Origin of the sequence: Arthrobacter sp. RT-1 (genome assembly GCF_003367205.1) — a bacterium.
Classification (GTDB): Bacteria; Actinomycetota; Actinomycetes; order Actinomycetales; family Micrococcaceae; genus Arthrobacter.
Genome location: NZ_QRGQ01000021.1, coordinates 1 through 18,192, shown reverse-complemented (window position 1 = coordinate 18,192; position 18,192 = coordinate 1). Strand labels below are relative to the sequence as shown.

The window sequence follows — 18,192 nt, the reverse complement described above, 5'->3', positions numbered from 1 at the left end:
CGAGGGCGGCTTCGGTGGTCAGGAGATCGATGGCTACCTGGAGTTTCATGATGGTTGTTTCTTTCTGTAGGGAACTGCTGTGGATGTAAAGGGAAAACTGAAAAGATGCTGCGGGGGTGTTTATTCGAGGTTGGCGTGCCGGAGCCAGAGTTCTTCGGCCGGCACGTCGGTGTTTTCCCACAGCGACTGGAAGAGCGCCTCGGTGGCCAGGAACAGGCTCTGTTCGAACAGGGACCCGGAGTACTGGCGTGAAACGCTGGAGCCGTGGTCGGTTTTCTGGGCGGCGGGAATGATCACGACCGTGTCCGCGAGCCGGGCCAGCGGCGAGTCCGGGTTGGTGGTGAACGCGGCAATCCGCGCCCCTGCTTTCGATGCGGTCTCTGCTGACTTGACCACCCCGGAGGTCGTTCCGGACCCCGAAGCGACCAGCAGCAGGTCCCCGGAGCTGATCGCCGGAGTGGTGGTGTCACCGGCAATATGGACCGTCAGGCCCAGGTGCATCAGCCGCATCGCCGCCATCCGCAGGACCAGCCCGCTGCGCCCGGCCCCTGCGGCGAAGACCCGGCCCGACTGGCCCAGCTGCGCGGCCAGGCCGGCCAGCTGCTGTTCATCGATCTTGGCCACCGTACCGGTGATCTCGTCCCCGACCAGGGACAGATTACGGACAATATCAACGTCCGTGCTGTACACGGCAGGCGCCGTGGATGTTGTTGCAACAGTCACGATAGGACCCCTCTCAAACTATCCGGGCACCGGGACCTACCACGCCCCGATGCATGCTTTCTGGTTGACACCAACTATCCCCAACCAACCAACCACCCGAAACGCTGTTTTCTGACAGTTTTAACTACCCTTAAGAACAGGGCTGGTGTCGGGACGCGTCAACAGTTCCGGTCCGCTCTACGCATGCAGCTGCTTGTCAGCGCCACGATCGCTTCAATCCGGGCAGCACGTGGCGGGGAACGAAAAGACGTCGATAAAAGGGAAAAACTCTCAATGTGCTGGTATGACTGGTTACTATTGAAGCGAAACGTAACCCATTTCGGAGCGCAGACTTTTGGCCTCGCCAACCTCATTCCAGTCACAGATCTACCGGTCCTTGCCGGAAATTGAGAGGGCCGATGCGATTGTCGAAAGAATCTCCAAGGCCATCGGCTTAGGGCTTCTTAAAGTCGGCGAGCGCTTGCCCTCCGAAGCGTCACTCTCGGAAATGTTCGGCGTGGGAGGCGCGACCCTTCGGGAAGCGCTGTCTGAACTCAGGGAACAGGGCGTTGTCGAGACGCGTCGCGGCCGGAGCGGCGGAACGTTCATCGTCAGCCAGCCCCCTACCCAGACCAACACCATTCGCGAGTGGTTTCTCTCGACCTCGATTTCGGAAATCCGTGATATCGGGGACGAACACTCCGCTATAGCCGCAGCGACGGTCCGTCTGGCCTGTGAGCGGGCGGAAGCTCACGACTTCGACCGTCTGCAGGAACTTGGCCGGGCGCTGGTTCTGGCAATGACCCCGGAAGTGCGCGCACCTGCTGACAGCCGTTTTCACATCGAGTTGGCTGTATCAGCGCAGTCCCCCAGACTTGCCAATGCCGAAATCCGGCTGCAGCAGGAAACGGTCCAACAACTGTGGACGCCCCTCGCCGCATCGCTTGACCCCGAGGCGGCAGCTGCTGAACATTTGGAGCTGGTCCGTGCAATAGCCCAAGATCAACCTGAGAGGGCCCAGAGGCTGGTTCTTGCACACATCAAGCGAAATATCTTCCATCTGATCGACACGAAACTTACTCTTAGTTACGCTGCGTCCACGGAGAGTGCGAAAGCTTCCTCGTTGTAGCATTTGACCCGTTACGCTCATCCCTAAAGACTTGGATTGGTCTTGGCAGCAGCCAGGATTCATCCGGGAAAGATTGGACTCGACACGTGAGCCAATCAGGTCGAATAACCTCATCTAGCCGCAATACCCGTGTGGGGACGTGGAATCAATCAGGATGGACAATGATCACCGACAATGACGTCGTACCTGCTGCCGACACCCTCACTGCCTGGATTGGCGGCGTCTCCACCGAGATCGGAGAACTTTCCGTAAAGGTTGCCTCCCTGCTTGAAGAGAACCTCGCCGGCAGGTCCAAGGTCAGCAAAGCTGCACTGGTGGGGCTGGATGACCTTGCACGCGAATTCCTGGGGAAAAACTCCTTTGCCGTCGGAGCAGGAACCTTTTTCGCCGGCGACTTTGCTGAGGAGGGCGGCCGGGCTTTGGAGTGGTGGTTCCGGAAGAACGACGGCTCCATGGAAAGACTGGATGCCGACCGGACTCCTGGCAGTAACCGGTACTACGACTATGAAAAGCTGCCGTTTTTCTCCATCGCCGCTTCCACGGGTGAGCAGACGGTCTGGGGGCCGTATATAGACTATCTGGGCTTCGAGGAATACGTTCTGACCTTTACGGCACCGGTCTACATCCATGGGAAGTTTATTGGCGTCACCGGGTGCGACATTCGGATCAAGGACCTGGAGCCGCTCATCATGCCCACCTTGCGGGCGATCCCGGCCGATGCCGCCCTCGTCAACTCCAGCAATCGCGTCATTCTCGGCAACTCGGGAATGTACCTCGTGGGTGAGCGGATCAAACCCGGAGCCCACAACGAGCACCGAGTGGCTCTGAACGTTCCCCACTTAGGACTTTCACTGGTTTACGCCACTTAGCCGTCCTTGAAACCAGGAAAGAGGCGGCCAGCATAGACAGCTAGTTGTTGTTTAACCTGTTGAACTGCATCTATTTGCCTGTAACCTGTAAGTGATGTGTATCACAAAGCGCCACGGGCGGCCCGTCGACGCCTTCACTTCATCGCAGGGCTAGCGGTGCATTCCCGCGCTCATGGCACTCGTTTCGTTCACAGTCAACGGGAACCACCCCCGCCTGTCTTCCGCTGGGCCCCACACCCGGCAATCCCCGATACGTACAGTGTAGTACTGAATCCAGGAGGCTCGTATGAGTGAAAATCGTTTGGATGGAGCCGATCACCTGGCAAGGTCGATTGACTGGAAGCAGGGCCTGGCCATTGCGCTGGGTGTACCACTGCTGATTCTGCCCTCACTGGGTTACCTTCCTATGTACCTGTCGGCGGCGGCCATCCTGATCTGGGGACTATCGGTCATTCAAGGGTTCTTCCAGAATGCCGCCTACGCTGAGATGGCCACGGCGTTTCCCAAAGCCTCTGGCCTTCCCGGTTTCGCGCAGCATGTATTCCGCAGCGAAAACTACCGGGGTAAATACGACAAGAGCAAGCTGCTTGGCGGCTTCAGCGCATGGAGCTACTGGTTCGCTTGGACGCCAGTACTGGCAATCTTTTCCATCCTGGTGGGCAGTTACCTTCATGGGCTTTTCCCTGCACTGGGCGAGCTATTTACCGAAAACCAGCTCGCCCTGATGGCAGGCCTGGTGGTCTTTACCGGATTGTTCACAGTGAACTGGTTTGGCCTGAAGGACGGCGCCATTCTTGGGTACATTTTGGGGGCGTTCTCCGTCATCCCGCTGATCGTCCTGACTGTTGCCCCCTTTGCTACCGGGCATGTTGACCTGGTCAACATCACGGGCAGCTGGCTTCCGCAAGGCTGGGCTTGGGATATGCACCATATCCTGATCCTCCTGGGCATTTTTGCCATCGCGCAATGGAGCGCCTGCGCTTGGGAAACTGCAGCGATCTACGGTCCTGAATACAAAAATCCAGCGAAGGATGTCTCAAGAGCACTTTTCGCCTGCGGCACCATATGCTTCTTCTCGTTCGTACTGGTGCAGGCCGCAGTAATCGGTGTGCTCGGCGTCGAAGGCGTCCTCGACCAACCTGTTTCGCCCCTGATTCCGGTGGCACAGGCTGTCTTCGGCCAGGCAGGCTCCATGATCACCATCATCATGTTGATCGCGGCAATGGTGCTCATCATACAAACCGCTTACCTCGGCTCTTCCCGTGCCATGCATTCCATGGCTACGGAAGGCAACCTCCCCAAATCCCTGGGCAGGACCAACCGCCACGGCACGCCATTTGTCGCCATGCTGATTATCGCTGCCTTCAACTTGGTCCTCATCCTGATGGGCAGCCCGGCAGCGATCGTTGCCGCATCCGCCATCGGATACACCTGCGCAAATGGCATCAGCCTTTTCGCCTATGTACGGGCCAAAAAGCACCCCGCCTTTGCGTCCTTGGAACGCCCTTTCAAAGCTCCCAAAGGGTGGAAGAACGTAGCCATGCTTTTCGGCCTGTTCAATCTGCCCCTGTGCCTGATTGGTGTGGTCTACCTTAACAGCCTCGAGATCGGATGGACGCCGACGTGGGTTGCCTTCATCGTGCTGGCATCCTACATACCGATCTGGCTGTACACCCAGCGTCGATCCAAGACACCTATCAGCTCGTTACCCTCTGCACCAGCCTCCGAGCGCGGTGCGGAAGATCTGGACGTGCTTCCAGCCTGAAAAAGAGCGGGTCACCCTTTTGCCGGCCCCTGGAGGCCACAGTTGGGCTAATACTGCCGGCGGTTGAAGTAACGGCCTTCCGGCGAAGGGGCTGACGCTGGGGGCGGACTTGGGCACTGGAATGGCATCGAAGAGGACGAAAGGCAGGCCGGTCAGTCCGGCCTGCCTTTCTGTCTTTGATCCCCGTGGTGTGGTTTGCCTGGCCAGCGCCGGCAACACCCGGAAGAACGTAAAAGGAACGTCTTATTAAACTTTTTTCAAAAAGAGTCTGGACTAGATGTATTAGCAGGCGTAGCTTTACTAGTGGGACGCACGCAGTGACTCGCATCACACAATCCAGAAGAGTTCAGCGTGGAGCCCGGTGTTCGAATCCTCAAGCAAATGGGGAACAGCCGCGGGTTTGCGACGAGCCCTTCCCCACGTCAACAAAGGGCATTCCAACTCTTTCGTAACGCTGTCCCGTATGCGACAGAGAACAATTCCCAACGGTATTCATAGGAGAAACCATGGAAATCCAACTCACAGGAACACTCAGCAAGGCTGGCTCCATCCACAAGGTGGAAGGTGGCTACATTGGCTTGCCGTCCATGAACGAGCCCGGAACCGTAGCCGCGATCGGTGATTCGCTCCACAACCCCGAAGGTTCGGTCATGAGCGCTGGCTTTTTCGAGCTGAAGGCTTCGGAGCCTTTGGTGTACACGTACACGTATGACGAGATGAAGGTTGTCGTCCAGGGTGAGTTCATCCTGACCGATCAGTCCACCGGTGAAGTAACGCACGCCAAGGAGCGCGATGTGCTGTTCTTCCCGAAGGGCACCACAGTGAAGTTTGAGACCCCCGAATATGGTCTGGGGTTCTTCACCGGCCACCGTTCGTTCGCCCCGTAAGGACTGATCGTGCGTTCCGTGCCCATGCCGCCGACAGCTGGTATCGGCCTGGAACCGGGTTTCCGCGGTGTCATCTGTGTCTCGTTTGGGGCATCAGATGACACCGCGGGATACGACACCGGTGGCCAGCCCCGGTACGACCTTCATTTTGAATCTGCAACAACCGAAACCCTTTCCGAGCTGCGCTCAGCACTTGCACACTCACACGTTGGTGTGCGCCTGGTCGTCGCCGGTCCGCCCGCAGACACCCGCGCTGCTGCAGCCGCCGCAGCGGAGTGTGGACTGCTGGAAGCGGAGGTAACCCTGTTGGCTCACCAGGTGGGTCCCCGGGTTATTTACTGTCCGCATTGCCGCGCTACAACCACCACCACCCGGAAAGCCGGCTCGGAGGTGCAGTGCGGGGAATGCGGCACCAGCTTGGCAATCACTGACCACTTCTCGCGCCGGCTTGGCGCGTACCTCGGGTATTCAGCCCATGCCGAGGAGGCAGCATGACTATCACGGCACTCCCGATCAGTACCCATCCGGCCGTGGAGGGAGGCCTCCAGCTGGAGGTGACGAAGGTGGTTCCCCAGACCAACTCGATTGTCAGCATCACTCTCGCGGACCCCTCCGGACGGATCCTGCCTTCCTATGTCCCCGGCAGCCACCTCGTGGTTCAGTACGGCGATGAGGGCGTCAACGCTTATTCCCTCACGGGTTCCGGCAACGCCCCAACCGAATACACCATCTCGGTACTCCGGGTGGAGGACGGAGCCGGCGGTTCTGTAGCCATGCACCGACTCGAGGTGGGGGACCGGCTATTCGTTTCGCGGCCCCGAAGCGCTTTTGCACCCGTGTCCACAGCCACGCACAATCTCCTGATTGCTGCGGGGATCGGCATCACCCCTATTCTTTCGCACGCCCAGGCGGCGGCCGACCGCGGCACGACGTCATCCCTGATCTACGTCTACCGTCCGGGTGCCGGGGCCCATGTGGACGAAGCGAGGGAATTACTGGGGGAGGCCCTGACCGAATGCGCTGACCGCAAGACATTCCAGCATGTCCTCAGCAATGCACTGACAACCCAGAGCCTGGGAACCCACCTTTACGTTTGTGGGCCGCTCGCTTTCATGGACTCGGTCCTGGACCAGGCCCGTGAACTGGGCTGGTCCTCTGCCCGGCTGCATTCCGAGGCCTTTGGCTCGGCCGAACTGGACGCGGGAGAACCCTTCACGGTGAACCTGGCCCGGAGCGGCGTTCGTTTGGAAGTCCCGGCAGGCGTTTCGCTACTGGAGACACTCGAAAACGCGGGCCAGCGCATTCCGAACATGTGCCGTAAAGGTATCTGCGGAGAATGCATTCTGCCGGTCCTCAAAGGAACTCCCCAGCACCGGGACCTTTACCTGTCCGACGAGGAAAAGGCTGCGAACACCACAATGATGTGCTGCGTTTCGCGTAGCAACGACCCAGAACTGGAGTTGGACCTGTGAGTATCACTACCGAGCGAAATCCCGACGCCGCTGTACTGCCGGAAAGGATCCGGCGCTTTCCATTTCCTTTTGTCGCCAACCAGTACCGCTACAGCGCCAACGTGGAACCAGCGCACAAGAACGTCACAACAGAAGCAGGGTCCTGGGGCACCGGGCTTATAGATATCGATGAGAACTACCACGAGGAAATAGCTCAACGCGAGCAGATCCTCACCCGTGACCCCTCACGCATGAAGGTGCTGCCCCACATGCGCTCAGCCGCGTGGGACACCCTGGCCACCCTGTTGCCCGCCATGGCTGCGGATTACCCGGATCTCATGTCCTTCCATCGCGAAGGTAACCGCTGCCGCTGGCACAACAGTCTCCAGAACCTCGACGTGGAATTCACGGTCGGCGAAGACGACTCCTTGCCCGGAGGCCCGCTGAGGTTCCTGGGCACACAGATCCAGGACGATATCGTGTTGCTTGACGTCCGCGACAACACCATGTGGCTCGACGCCGGCCTGGTCACGTTTGCCGCTGACTGGTCCTTCAACTTCGACGTCGGCATGAACTTCCTCGAAATCCACGGCCCTGTCCCACGGGTCAAGGAAGAAAATATCGTCAGCCGCGCCGAGAAATTCCTTCTGGCCCTGCAGCCTGGCGAACAGTTCCGCCGCACGAACTGGACAATGACCGTCGGACAACGTTTGGATACCTCCACCGAAACGTACCCGGAGTGGGGTCCTGACCGCGCAACCATCGCCTCTGATCCTGCCATGCCCGATAAACTCCACCTCCGCGTCGAAGTTCAGCACCTGATAAGACTCCCCCACAGTGGAGTGTTGCTGTTCCTGATTCGCAGCTACCTCCTGCCCTTGTCCGACATCGCCAAAGTACCTGCCTGGCGGGAAAAGCTCGGCCATGTCCTGGCCGAACTTCCAGACGACATGGCCGAATACAAAGGCATTATCCGCTACCGCAAAGCTGCCTCGGACTGGCTGCTGGCCGGCTGAGTTGCCGTCCCGACTGCCGTGAGCGACGGCATCAATAGATAGACGTAGAACCCAACAAAATAAAAATAAAAAAGGCTGGACTAGATGTTTTAGTTCGCGTAGCCTAACTGCAAGGGGAAAAGGTGATCCGCATCACCCGCAGCAAATTTCAGTGCAGAGCTTTGCTGCCCTTCCCACATTGAAGGGATGCGGCTGCAACGCCTGGGAGGTTCCAGGTCCTCTGCAGCCACACCCGCTTCCCCCTCAGGTCTCCAACACATGGGCGGTCGCCAAAGAACTGCCAAATTCCGGCCATGTCACCGAGCACTCTGGCTTCCAGCCTCAGACATCCTCGTCCTGAACCAAGAACCAAGGAGAAAACCATGACTCTCAACACTGAAACTGACGCCGTCGTCAAGGTTTCACATCCGCTCGATCCGCTGTCCCGTGAGGAGATCTCCCGGGCATCTGCCATCCTGAAGGATGGCCCGGCCGCGGCTGACTCGTTCCGCTTCATCAGCGTGGAGCTGCGAGAGCCGGACAAGGAACTGCTTCGGACCGGCGCCGCGACGGTCCGGGAAGCAGACGCTGTCCTGGTCAACCGTGCCGAGGGACGCGCCTACGAAGCGATCGTGGATCTTGATTCGGGCATCGTCTCGAAGTGGACACAGCTGGCCGCGAACGTTCACCCGCCCTTTATGCTCGACGAGTTCGCCGAGGGTGAAGAGGCGTGCCGGAAGAACCCCGAGGTCCAGGCTGCCCTTGCCAAGCGCGGCATCACCAACATGGACCTGGTCTGCTTCGAACCGTGGTCCGTTGGCTACTTCGGTGAAGACAACGAAGGCCGCCGCCTCATGCGTGCCCTGGTCTTCGTCCGCGAGGAGGCTGATGACAGCCCCTACGCACACCCGATCGAGAACTTTATCGTCATCGTGGACCTGAACTCCGGCGAGGTTGTACAGCTCCAGGACGATCAGGCCATCCCGGTCCCGAGCGCCAGCGGCAACTACCTGCCCAAGTACGTCGGACCGGCCCGGACCGACCTCAAGCCGATCTCCATCACCCAGCCCGAAGGCGCGTCCTTCACCGTGACCGGAAACCACGTCCAGTGGGCCGACTGGTCCTTCCGGGTGGGGTTCACGCCCCGTGAAGGCTTGGTCCTGCACCAGCTGAAGTTCCGGAACAAGGGCGTCGAGCGTCCCGTCATCAACCGCGCCTCGCTGTCCGAAATGGTTGTCCCGTACGGTGACAGCGCCCCCGTCCAAGCCAAGAAGAACGCTTTCGACTCCGGTGAATACAACATCGGCAACATGGCGAACTCCCTCACCCTGGGCTGTGACTGCACCGGCGAGATCAAGTACTTCGATGGCATCACCACCGACAGCCTCGGCAACCCGCTGACGATCGAAAACGCGATCTGCATGCATGAGGAAGACGACAGCATCCTGTGGAAGCACTTCGATTTCCGTGAAGGCACCACCGAAACCCGGCGCAGCCGCAAGCTCGTAATCTCCTTCATCGCCACTGTTGCCAACTACGAGTACGCCTTCTACTGGCACCTCTTCCTCGATGGCAGCATCGAGTTCCTGGTCAAGGCCACCGGCATCCTCTCCACCGCCGGCCAGAAGCCGGGTGAAAAGAGCCCGTACGGGCAGACGCTGAACAACGACGGGCTCTACGCCCCGATCCACCAGCACATGTTCAACGTCCGCATGGACTTCGAAGTGGACGGCCCGAAGAACGCCGTCTACGAAGTGGACATGGAAATCCCCGAGGACAACCCGACCCACACCCTGTTCAAGGCAGTGGACCGGCTCCTGGAAACCGAGCAGAAGGCCATCCGGAAGACCGACTCCTCCAAGCACCGCTTCTGGAAGATCGCCAACCACGACAGCAGGAACCTCGTGGACGAACCGGTGGCCTACCGCCTGATCCCCACCGACGGCATCCAGCTTGCCGCCGGTGACGAATCCTACGTGAGCAAGCGTGCGCAGTTTGCCCGCAACAACCTGTGGGTCACCGCCTACGACCGGACCGAACGCTTCGCCGCCGGCGAGTTCCCCAACCAGGCCACCGGCGCGGACGACGGCCTGCACATCTGGACCGAAAAGGACCGGAACATCGTCGATCAGGACCTCGTGGTCTGGTACACCTTCGGCATGCACCACGTCGTCCGGCTCGAAGACTGGCCCATCATGCCCCGCCAGAACATCGGGTTCATGCTCGAACCCCACGGCTTCTTCGACCAGAACCCCACCTTGAACCTCCCCAGCAAGATCGAGGCCACCAGCGGCCACTGCAGTGCAGGAGAGGGGCACGCATCCCACTCGTAACTGACGGTCAACACTAAAAGGCGGTCCCCGTGCTGTGACAGCAGCACCGGGGACCGCCTTTCCTCTACCCGAACCCAGTAGGGAAAGCGTGATAAGTGTGTTCACTATTCCGGCAATTACCTGGACCCTCACGGCAGTCCTGCTGCTGAGCGGATGTTACTACTCCCTGCAGGCGGCAAAGTCCCGCCAGCGTACCGACCGGATCAATAAGGCCCTCCATGCCCTGATGAACGTCCTGATGGCTGCAATGCTGTGGAATCTGGTGCCGTCAACCATGCTGGCGCAGATCGCAGTCCTGAGCGGTGCGGCATTGTGGTTTGTCATTCAGGCCGTCGCCCGGCCGGAATTCATGACGCTCTGCGCGAGCGGCCAAGGCCGCGTCAAATGTGTTTATCACAGCCTCTCCATGGCGGGTGCGGCCCTCATGATCGCGATGATGACTCCCGGGTCCTCGCCCGGAAATACATCCGCTTCGGCAGCCGGAACGCCAATGTCGCATGCCCATCACGGCATGGCAGCGGTAAACAACAGCGCAGCAGCAACGGCTGCAACCGATCCGACGCCCATGCTGGCGATGCTGCTCACAGTCTGCTTCGGAGCCGCAGCGGTCATTTTCCTCGTCATGCTCGTGCGGGGCCGGGCGATCAGGAGCCCCCGCCACACGGCATCCTCCCGCTCCTTCAACCATTCCGGGCACGCGCTCGAAGCGTTGGGCGCCATGGTCATGGCTCTGATGTTCGCCTCCATGGCGGCATAACTACCAGAAGCAACGCCATGCACTCCCTGGTCGGCATAAGACGTGAACTACCCGTCCAAAGAGATAGTTTAAACAGTTCCAAATTGGGATTTCTCCCACCCGTGAATGGCGGGACGATGGATGCCAAGCCCATCCCCAGGAGGTGCGAAGTGACTGCGGCAATCACAGAACCTGCCCAAGCAAAATCCGACGAGACCATCAACGGAAACGTCCTTCTTGTTCTACGCAGGATCACCAACGCGGGTGCAGGCCTCAGCGAAGATCAGTTGGCAGCTGTATCTAAACTGCAGCAGTTGTGGCTGCGGCAGTCCAACCTCACCTAACCCTGGCAAGACTGTGGCGGCTCTTTAACCAAGACGAAGGGTTCAGAGGGCATTTTTACATCTCCGGTCAGGTTCCCATCGGGCGACAGACCGACCCCTTTGGAAAGGCAGCACCATGCGACAAACTTCAGATTCTTCCCTTGACACGTGGATGGGCCGGGAGGCCCTCGCCGAGGCCATGATTCCGGTGATCGGCCGGCTGTACCGCGAAAGCGACGTGGTGACCAGCATTCATGGCCGGAGCCTGATCAATGAATCGCCTGTGAACATCCTCAAAGCGCACCGCTTCGCCCGCCGTGTCACTAAGGAGGAGTTACTCCTGGAGGATACAGCCCCGTTGCTTAACTGCCTGGCACAGCTGGAGCTTGGCGCGGCCGCGATCGACATCGCCCGGCTGAACCAGAAGTTCAAGGAAGAGGGCAACGGCGCAACGCTGGAAGAATTCCTCCGCACCGAACTTGCCGGGATCGTCGGCAAGCGCGACGGCGACGACCGCACCAGCACCGACGTCGTCCTGTACGGCTTCGGCCGGATCGGCCGGCTCCTGGCCCGCCTCCTGATCGAACAGGCCGGCGGCGGGCACGGCCTGCGGCTGCGCGCCATCGTGGTGCGACGAGGGTCCGACAACGACCTGTTGAAACGGGCCAGCCTGTTGCGCCGCGACTCGGTCCACGGCTCCTTCCAGGGCACCATCCGCGTCGACGAGGAAGCCGACACCATCACCGCCAACGGAGTCCGGATCCAAGTGATCTACTCGAATGATCCGGCCACCATTGATTACACCGTCTATGGCATCAAGGACGCGCTCCTGGTCGATAACACCGGGCGTTGGCGTGACGCCGAAGGCCTGTCGCAGCACCTGAAGAGCAAGGGGGTTGCACGGGTCCTGCTGACCGCCCCGGGCAAGGGCGAGCTAAAGAACGTCGTCCACGGCATCAACCACGGCACCATTGAAGACACCGACCAGATCGTGTCCGCGGCGTCCTGCACCACCAACGCCATCACCCCGGTCCTGAAGGCCCTCAATGACAGGTTTGGCGTTGTCCAGGGACATGTGGAGACGGTCCACTCATTCACTAACGACCAGAACCTGATCGACAACTTCCACAAGGGCGACCGCCGGGGCCGGTCCGCTGCCTTGAACATGGTGATCACCGAGACCGGTGCTGCCAAGGCCGTGGCCAAGGCGCTGCCCGAGCTGCTCGGCAAGCTCACCGGCAGCTCCATCCGCGTCCCCACCCCGGATGTTTCGCTGGCCATCCTGAACCTGACCCTGGAAAACGGAACCACCAAGGACGAGGTCAACAACTACCTGCGTGGCATGTCGCTGCACTCGGACCTGCGCATGCAAATTGACTACATCGACTCACCCGAAGTGGTCTCCACCGACTTCGTCGGTTCCCGCCGTGCCGGCATCGTGGACGGCCTCGCCACCGTGTCCACGGACAAGAACCTGGTTGTGTACGTCTGGTATGACAACGAGTTCGGCTACAGCTGCCAGGTTGTCCGCGTGATGGAGGAGATGGCCGGAATCAAGCGGCCTTCCTTCCCGGCGACGGACGTCGTGAAAGAAGCCATGTCGGTGCTCGCCGCGCTGGGCTCGGCCTAACAACCCTGATGGGAAAGCTCGTCCAGGTCAAGCGCGAGCGGGTTCCGGAGCGCGTAGTGCACGCCAAGGGCGGCGGCGCATTCGGCACGTTCAAGACCACCGAGGACATCTCGGCCTACACCAAGGCAGCCTTCCTGCAGCCCGGCGTTGAGACCGAGATGCTCATCCGCTTCTCCTCCGTCGCCGGCGAGAACGGCTCCCCGGACACCTGGCGCGATCCCCGCGGTTTCGCCGTGAAGTTCTACACCTCCGAGGGCAACTACGACCTCGTGGGCAACAACACCCCCGTCTTCTTCATCCGCGACGGCATCAAATTCCCGGACTTCATCCACTCCCAGAAACGCCTCCCGGGCACCCACCTGCGCGACGCCGACATGCAGTGGGACTTCTGGACCCTGTCCCCCGAGTCCGCACACCAGGTCACCTGGCTGATGGGTGACCGCGGCCTGCCCGCCTCCTGGCGCGAAATGCAGGGCTACGGCTCACACACCTACCAGTGGATCAACGCCGCAGGCGAACGCTTCTGGGTCAAGTACCACTTCAAGTCCAACCAGGGCGTGAACTCCATGACCGGCGAGCAGGCCGAAGCCCTGGCCGGCTCGGACGCGGACTTCTACATCCGCGACCTGTCCGAAAACATCGAAGCCGGCAACTTCCCGTCCTGGGACCTGCACGTCCAGGTCATGCCCTACGAAGACGCCAAGACCTACCGCTTCAACCCGTTCGACCTCACCAAGGTGTGGCCGCACGCTGACTACCCGCTGATCAAGGTGGGCACCATGGAGCTGAACCGGAACCCGGAGAACTACTTCGCGCAGATCGAGCAGGCCACGTTCGCGCCGTCGAACTTCGTGCCCGGCATCGCCGCGTCCCCGGACAAGATGCTGCAGGCCCGCATCTTCTCCTACGCGTACGCTGAGCCGCCGAACCCGGCCGCAGGCTGGGAGAACGACGGCGGGCTGACCCATGCGGCGCACTGCCTGCACGCCGAGGACAGCGACTTCGTCCAGGCCGGCGCGCTGTACCGCGAGGTTTACGACGACGGCGCCAAGGCCCGCTTCCTGGACACCGTCACCGGTGCCGTGGGCGGCGTCAAGCGCGCCGACATCAAGGAACGGGCCATCCAGTACTGGACCAACGTTGACGCCGAACTCGGCGCCAGACTTCGCGCCAACCTCGGAATTCACAACCAAGGCGCTATCGATTCGGCTGCCCTTTAGAGAATCGGGCAAGCCTCTCATCGACGTTCTGGGCACGGTAGCCCGGGCGGGGCTGTGATTATGTCCCTGTACTCCTACGCTTTGGTAATGAGGCTTTCCTGCGGCAGCATTACTCTGACCAGCGGCTCGACATAGCGCGCGGCCAGCGGTCCCACCACGGCCATGATCAGCACATAGGCAGTGGCCATGCCCGCCAGTTCCTGGGCAACTGATCCGGACGCTACTGCCAAACCAGCTATGACGATGGAGAACTCCCCGCGGGCAATGAGCGCCGCTCCGGCGCGGAAACGCCCAGGTAGGGCAATGCCTGCACGCTTCGCAGCCCAAATGCCGGTGGCCATTTTGCTGGCTGTGGTGACGAGGGCCAGCACGAGCGCCAAGGCAAGCACCGGCGGAATGGACCGGGGATCAGTGTTCAGCCCGAATGCCACGAAGAAGATCGCGGCGAACAGGTCCCGCAGCGGCATAAGGATGCGCTTGGCGTTGTGCGCTGCCGCACCGGAGATTGCGATACCCAGTAAGAAGGCCCCTACCGCCGCGGACACCTGCATGGCTGATGCCGCTCCGGCAACGAGCAGGGCTGCGCCGAGCACGTGCAGGAGAAACACTTCAGGGTTTTCGCTATGGACAGCTTTCGAGACATGGTGTCCGTGACGGAGGGCAACGATGAGGACAAGGCTCACCACAACCAGCGCTATACCAACGGTTGTGAGCCCGCCGAGGAAACTTACGCCGGCAAGAATGGTGGTGAGGACGGGCAGATATACAGCCATCGCCAGGTCTTCAAACACCAGGACTGAGATCACCACACGCGTTTCGGGGTTACCGAGCCTGCCAAGGTCAGTGATGACTTTCGCTGCAATGCCCGAAGAGGAGATGTAGGTGATGCCGCCCATGACGATGGCAGCGACGGGCCCCCAGCCCAGGAAAAGGGCAAGCGCTGCCCCCGGCAGGAAGTTCAGCACGAGGTCAAGGACACCGGCCTGCCAAGACCCCTTTAGCCCGGTGATCAACTCGGCCGCAGTGTATTCAAGCCCGAGCATAAGCAGCAGCAGAATGACACCGATCTCTGCAGAGAGGTGTGCGAATTCGTGCATGCCATCGAGCTCGACAATGCCTCCCGTTCCGAAGGCCAGCCCGCCCAGGAGGTACAGCGGTATGGGTGACATTCCAATCCGTCCCGCCAACCGGGCCAACAGGCCGAGGCAGAACACAACGGCTCCCAGTTCAATGAGGGCCAGGGCTAGCGGGTCCATGTCCTCTATTCCTGTCGCAGTAGTGCGGCCCAATATTTAGGCCGTTATGGATACTGACAGCTGCCAGAAAAGGGTGGGTTAGATGGCTTCGGTCCCCGGCGCGTGGACGTCAGCGCCGGGGACCGAATTTCAGGTCCAGCTCAAGTGGGGTTCGATACAGATCCCGGGGGTTGAATCACCTAATTGGATCAAGAACCCTTTCGGAGTCGTCATCATCTGAAGCTGAAACACTGACTGCTTCCTCGTTGGAGCGGCGCGATTCGCGCTGGGTGTACAACCAGATGGGTACAAAGAGCGCCAATACGAGGAATCCGACCCAGGTTGAGGTCCAGCCAATTTCCAGGCTGTTCAGGTAGACCACACCGATCAGGCACAAAGGGACGTTGAACAGGCCAAAGAGCATGGCGACGTTTTTCCAGCCCTTGGGGGCTTTGAAGGGACGTTCGATGTTTGCAAATGCCGGGTGCTTCTTGGCCCGGACGTACGCGAATAGGCTGATGCCGTTTGCGCAGGTGTAACCGATTGCCGAGGCTGCAAGAATCGCGGCGGCGTTCCCCATGGAAATGAGCACCAGGTTAAAGGCTCCGATGACCAGCATGGCAACAAACGGCGTGCCTTGACGGTTCGTTTTTCCGAAGACCTTGGGCAGGTTTCCTTCGACCGACATGGAGTGCATGGCCCGGGAAGAACCCAGGTAAGCCGTCTGGATGATCAGGACCATGGCGGCGATCAACATGATGATGGTGATGATGGAACCGGCTTCGCCAAACACTGCTTGGGCGACCGGAATCAGGGGTGATACAGACTCGGCCTGTACGCCCTCAACACCCAGCACGCCGATTACTGCAGTTTGCAGCAGTACATACAGGACGAGGCAGATGATGCCGCAGGCAAGCAGCGCTTTGGGAACATCTTTGGACGGGTTCTTGTATTCCGGGCCGTAAATGGCTGCGGTTTCCCAAGCACACGCACTCCACTGTGCGATCCCGAAGACGCCAAAGAGAATCAGGATATGGTGCATATCCCACGCCCAGTCAGTCGGCCACCAACTGCCGGTGATGTTACCCAGCTCAACATGTCCGGTGGCAAAAGGTGCTACGGCCAGGACAACGAGCGGTATCAACGAAACAGCCGCCAGGACGTAACCCAGGATGGCGCCGTCCTTGAGGCCGAACCAGTTCACGACGAACAGCCCACCGAAAATCACCGCGCCTGCCAGCAATGCGAGCTGATACTCGGTAAAGGTCTCGCCCAAGGCGGGAAACAGCCCATGCAGGTAACCGCCCACCAGGATGGCGAAGATCGCCAGAATCGGGTTCCAGCCAAACCAGTAGCTCCAGGCGGTGAAGCCACCGATCAGCTTGCCCTTGTCGTATTTTCCCCGGTAGTTCTCGGTACGGAATATAGTCTGCGCAAAACCTGGCAGGCCGGAGGCCTTCGGGAAGGCGGTGGCCATTTCGGCGTAGGCGGCGTTCTGCATGAAACCCTGAAGAACTGAGACTCCCCAGATAAGGATTGCTGCGGCGGATACGTACATCGGGAGGTATCCCAGCGATGGCAGAATCAGCAAGGGCACACCCAGTGCAATGGCCATGCCCTGCTTCCAGTTGATCGACCGTTTCAGGTGGTCGGCTTCATCCAAACGATTTTCACTCACGACATCTCCTTTGATGGACTGAACGTCTTGTGATCTTTAGTGCCTCTACCGCCGCGGCCGGCGGTGAGTATGAGGCGGGACCCCGCGAATGGCAACGTCCAAGCACCAAAGGGGGGTTCGGGAAGGCTTAGAGCGCACTACGTCGGTGTAGCTCCTGGAAAGGATCGCCACAACCTCGGCCTTCTCCCGCAAGGAGCGGGATGCCGAGCTGCTTCAGAACGCTTCTGGTGTGATCGGAGTCACTTGTTTGATCCCACAGCAAAACTACGCTCAAGAAATCATTTGGTCCAGACCTTTTTAAAAGTTTCTTATGTGAAGGCCTGGGTGGGTGGTCGCGGCCACGACACTGTCCAGACGACGCGACACGGCGGCACCATCCCCACTCTTTTGGGTAGTTAAAACTGTCAGAAAACAGCGTTTCGGGTGGTTGGTTGGTTGGGGATAGTTGGTTCCAACCAGAAAGCATGCATCGGGGCTTGGGTCCCGGTGCCCGGATAGTTTGAGAGGGGTCCTATCGTGACTGTTACAACAACATCCACGGCGCCTGCCGTGTACAGCACGGACGTTGATATTGTCCGTAATCTGTCCCTGGTCGGGGACGAGATCACCGGTACGGTGGCCAAGATCGATGAACAGCAGCTGGCCGGCCTGGCCGCGCAGCTGGGCCAGTCGGGCCGGGTCTTCGCCGCGGGGGCAGGGCGCAGCGGGCTGGTCCTGCGGATGGCGGCGATGCGGCTGATGCACCTGGGCCTGACGGTCCATATTGCCGGTGACACCACCACTCCGGCGATCAGCTCCGGGGACCTGCTGCTGGTCGCTTCGGGGTCCGGAACGACCTCCGGGGTGGTCAAGTCAGCAGAGACCGCATCGAAAGCAGGGGCGCGGATCGCCGCGTTCACCACCAACCCGGACTCGCCGCTGGCCCGGCTCGCGGACACGGTCGTGATCATTCCCGCCGCCCAGAAAACCGACCACGGCTCCAGCGTGTCGCGCCAGTACTCCGGGTCCCTGTTCGAACAGAGCCTGTTCCTGGCCACCGAGGCGCTCTTCCAGTCGCTGTGGGAAAACACCGACGTGCCGGCCGAAGAGCTCTGGCTCCGGCACGCCAACCTCGAATAAACACCCCCGCAGCATCTTTTCAGTTTTCCCTTTACATCCACAGCAGTTCCCTACAGAAAGAAACAACCATCATGAAACTCCAGGTAGCCATCGATCTCCTGACCACCGAAGCCGCCCTCG

Annotated in this window: 16 protein-coding genes; 13 read left to right on the top strand and 3 right to left on the bottom strand. The window is 60.2% G+C overall.

What is annotated here, in order from left to right; translation table 11 throughout:
* Nucleotides 1-120: 120 nt before the first annotated feature.
* A complete protein-coding gene (hxlB, locus tag DXK94_RS15180; protein WP_220272985.1) occupies nt 121-723 on the bottom strand; it encodes a 6-phospho-3-hexuloisomerase in 603 nt (200 codons plus the stop codon).
* A gap of 376 nt (nt 724-1,099) precedes the next feature.
* Here hxlB (DXK94_RS15180) and DXK94_RS15175 point away from each other — a divergent pair, with 376 nt between their 5' ends.
* The 12 genes from DXK94_RS15175 (at nt 1,100) to DXK94_RS15125 (ending at nt 14,040) form a co-directional block, all read left to right on the top strand.
* Nucleotides 1,100-1,831: a FadR/GntR family transcriptional regulator gene (locus tag DXK94_RS15175; protein ID WP_258868565.1), complete on the top strand. Its 732-nt coding sequence runs from the start codon at nt 1,100-1,102 to the stop codon at nt 1,829-1,831.
* 161 nt (nt 1,832-1,992) lie between these two features.
* On the top strand, nt 1,993-2,700 hold the full coding sequence (locus DXK94_RS15170; protein ID WP_115525602.1) for a cache domain-containing protein: 708 nt from the start codon (nt 1,993-1,995) through the stop codon (nt 2,698-2,700).
* A gap of 286 nt (nt 2,701-2,986) precedes the next feature.
* Nucleotides 2,987-4,465, top strand: coding sequence for an APC family permease (locus tag DXK94_RS15165; protein WP_115525601.1), 1,479 nt, complete (start codon nt 2,987-2,989; stop codon nt 4,463-4,465).
* A gap of 506 nt (nt 4,466-4,971) precedes the next feature.
* Nucleotides 4,972-5,352, top strand: a complete 381-nt coding sequence (locus tag DXK94_RS15160) for a cupin domain-containing protein (protein ID WP_115525600.1) — start codon at nt 4,972-4,974, stop codon at nt 5,350-5,352.
* A 24-nt stretch (nt 5,353-5,376) separates the two neighbouring features.
* The gene (locus tag DXK94_RS21855; RefSeq protein ID WP_309544327.1) at nt 5,377-5,847 is read left to right on the top strand and encodes a dimethylamine monooxygenase subunit DmmA family protein; all 471 of its coding nucleotides are present in this window, start codon (nt 5,377-5,379) and stop codon (nt 5,845-5,847) included.
* Complete coding sequence (locus DXK94_RS21850; protein ID WP_115525598.1) at nt 5,844-6,824, top strand: PDR/VanB family oxidoreductase; 981 nt, start codon at nt 5,844-5,846, stop codon at nt 6,822-6,824. Before DXK94_RS21855 ends, DXK94_RS21850 begins: the two co-directional genes overlap by 4 nt.
* On the top strand, nt 6,821-7,819 hold the full coding sequence (locus DXK94_RS15145) for a DUF3445 domain-containing protein (RefSeq protein WP_115525597.1): 999 nt from the start codon (nt 6,821-6,823) through the stop codon (nt 7,817-7,819). Before DXK94_RS21850 ends, DXK94_RS15145 begins: the two co-directional genes overlap by 4 nt.
* A gap of 362 nt (nt 7,820-8,181) precedes the next feature.
* A complete protein-coding gene (locus DXK94_RS15140; RefSeq protein WP_115525596.1) occupies nt 8,182-10,131 on the top strand; it encodes a primary-amine oxidase in 1,950 nt (649 codons plus the stop codon).
* Nucleotides 10,132-10,228: 97 nt separating this feature from the next.
* Nucleotides 10,229-10,888 carry a DUF5134 domain-containing protein gene (locus tag DXK94_RS15135; protein WP_115525595.1) on the top strand — a complete coding sequence of 220 codons (660 nt, stop codon included), beginning with the start codon at nt 10,229-10,231 and terminating at the stop codon, nt 10,886-10,888.
* A gap of 149 nt (nt 10,889-11,037) precedes the next feature.
* Complete coding sequence (locus DXK94_RS21445) at nt 11,038-11,211, top strand: hypothetical protein (RefSeq protein ID WP_181884846.1); 174 nt, start codon at nt 11,038-11,040, stop codon at nt 11,209-11,211.
* A gap of 151 nt (nt 11,212-11,362) precedes the next feature.
* Nucleotides 11,363-12,820 carry a glyceraldehyde-3-phosphate dehydrogenase gene (locus tag DXK94_RS15130; protein WP_395929508.1) on the top strand — a complete coding sequence of 486 codons (1,458 nt, stop codon included), beginning with the start codon at nt 11,363-11,365 and terminating at the stop codon, nt 12,818-12,820.
* Nucleotides 12,706-14,040: a catalase gene (locus tag DXK94_RS15125; RefSeq protein ID WP_395929505.1), complete on the top strand. Its 1,335-nt coding sequence runs from the start codon at nt 12,706-12,708 to the stop codon at nt 14,038-14,040. The genes DXK94_RS15130 and DXK94_RS15125 overlap by 115 nt, the downstream gene beginning before the upstream one ends.
* A 74-nt stretch (nt 14,041-14,114) precedes the next feature.
* Here the strand turns inward: DXK94_RS15125 and DXK94_RS15120 are convergent, their stop codons facing one another.
* A complete protein-coding gene (locus DXK94_RS15120; RefSeq protein WP_115525593.1) occupies nt 14,115-15,296 on the bottom strand; it encodes a cation:proton antiporter in 1,182 nt (393 codons plus the stop codon).
* 175 nt (nt 15,297-15,471) lie between these two features.
* Nucleotides 15,472-16,953 carry an APC family permease gene (locus tag DXK94_RS15115; protein ID WP_079599196.1) on the bottom strand — a complete coding sequence of 494 codons (1,482 nt, stop codon included), beginning with the start codon at nt 16,951-16,953 and terminating at the stop codon, nt 15,472-15,474.
* Nucleotides 16,954-17,469: 516 nt separating this feature from the next.
* Here DXK94_RS15115 and hxlB (DXK94_RS15110) point away from each other — a divergent pair.
* Nucleotides 17,470-18,072 (top strand): 6-phospho-3-hexuloisomerase, encoded by a 603-nt coding sequence (gene hxlB, locus DXK94_RS15110; RefSeq protein WP_220272984.1) that lies wholly within the window; start codon nt 17,470-17,472, stop codon nt 18,070-18,072.
* Nucleotides 18,073-18,192: the final 120 nt, after the last annotated feature.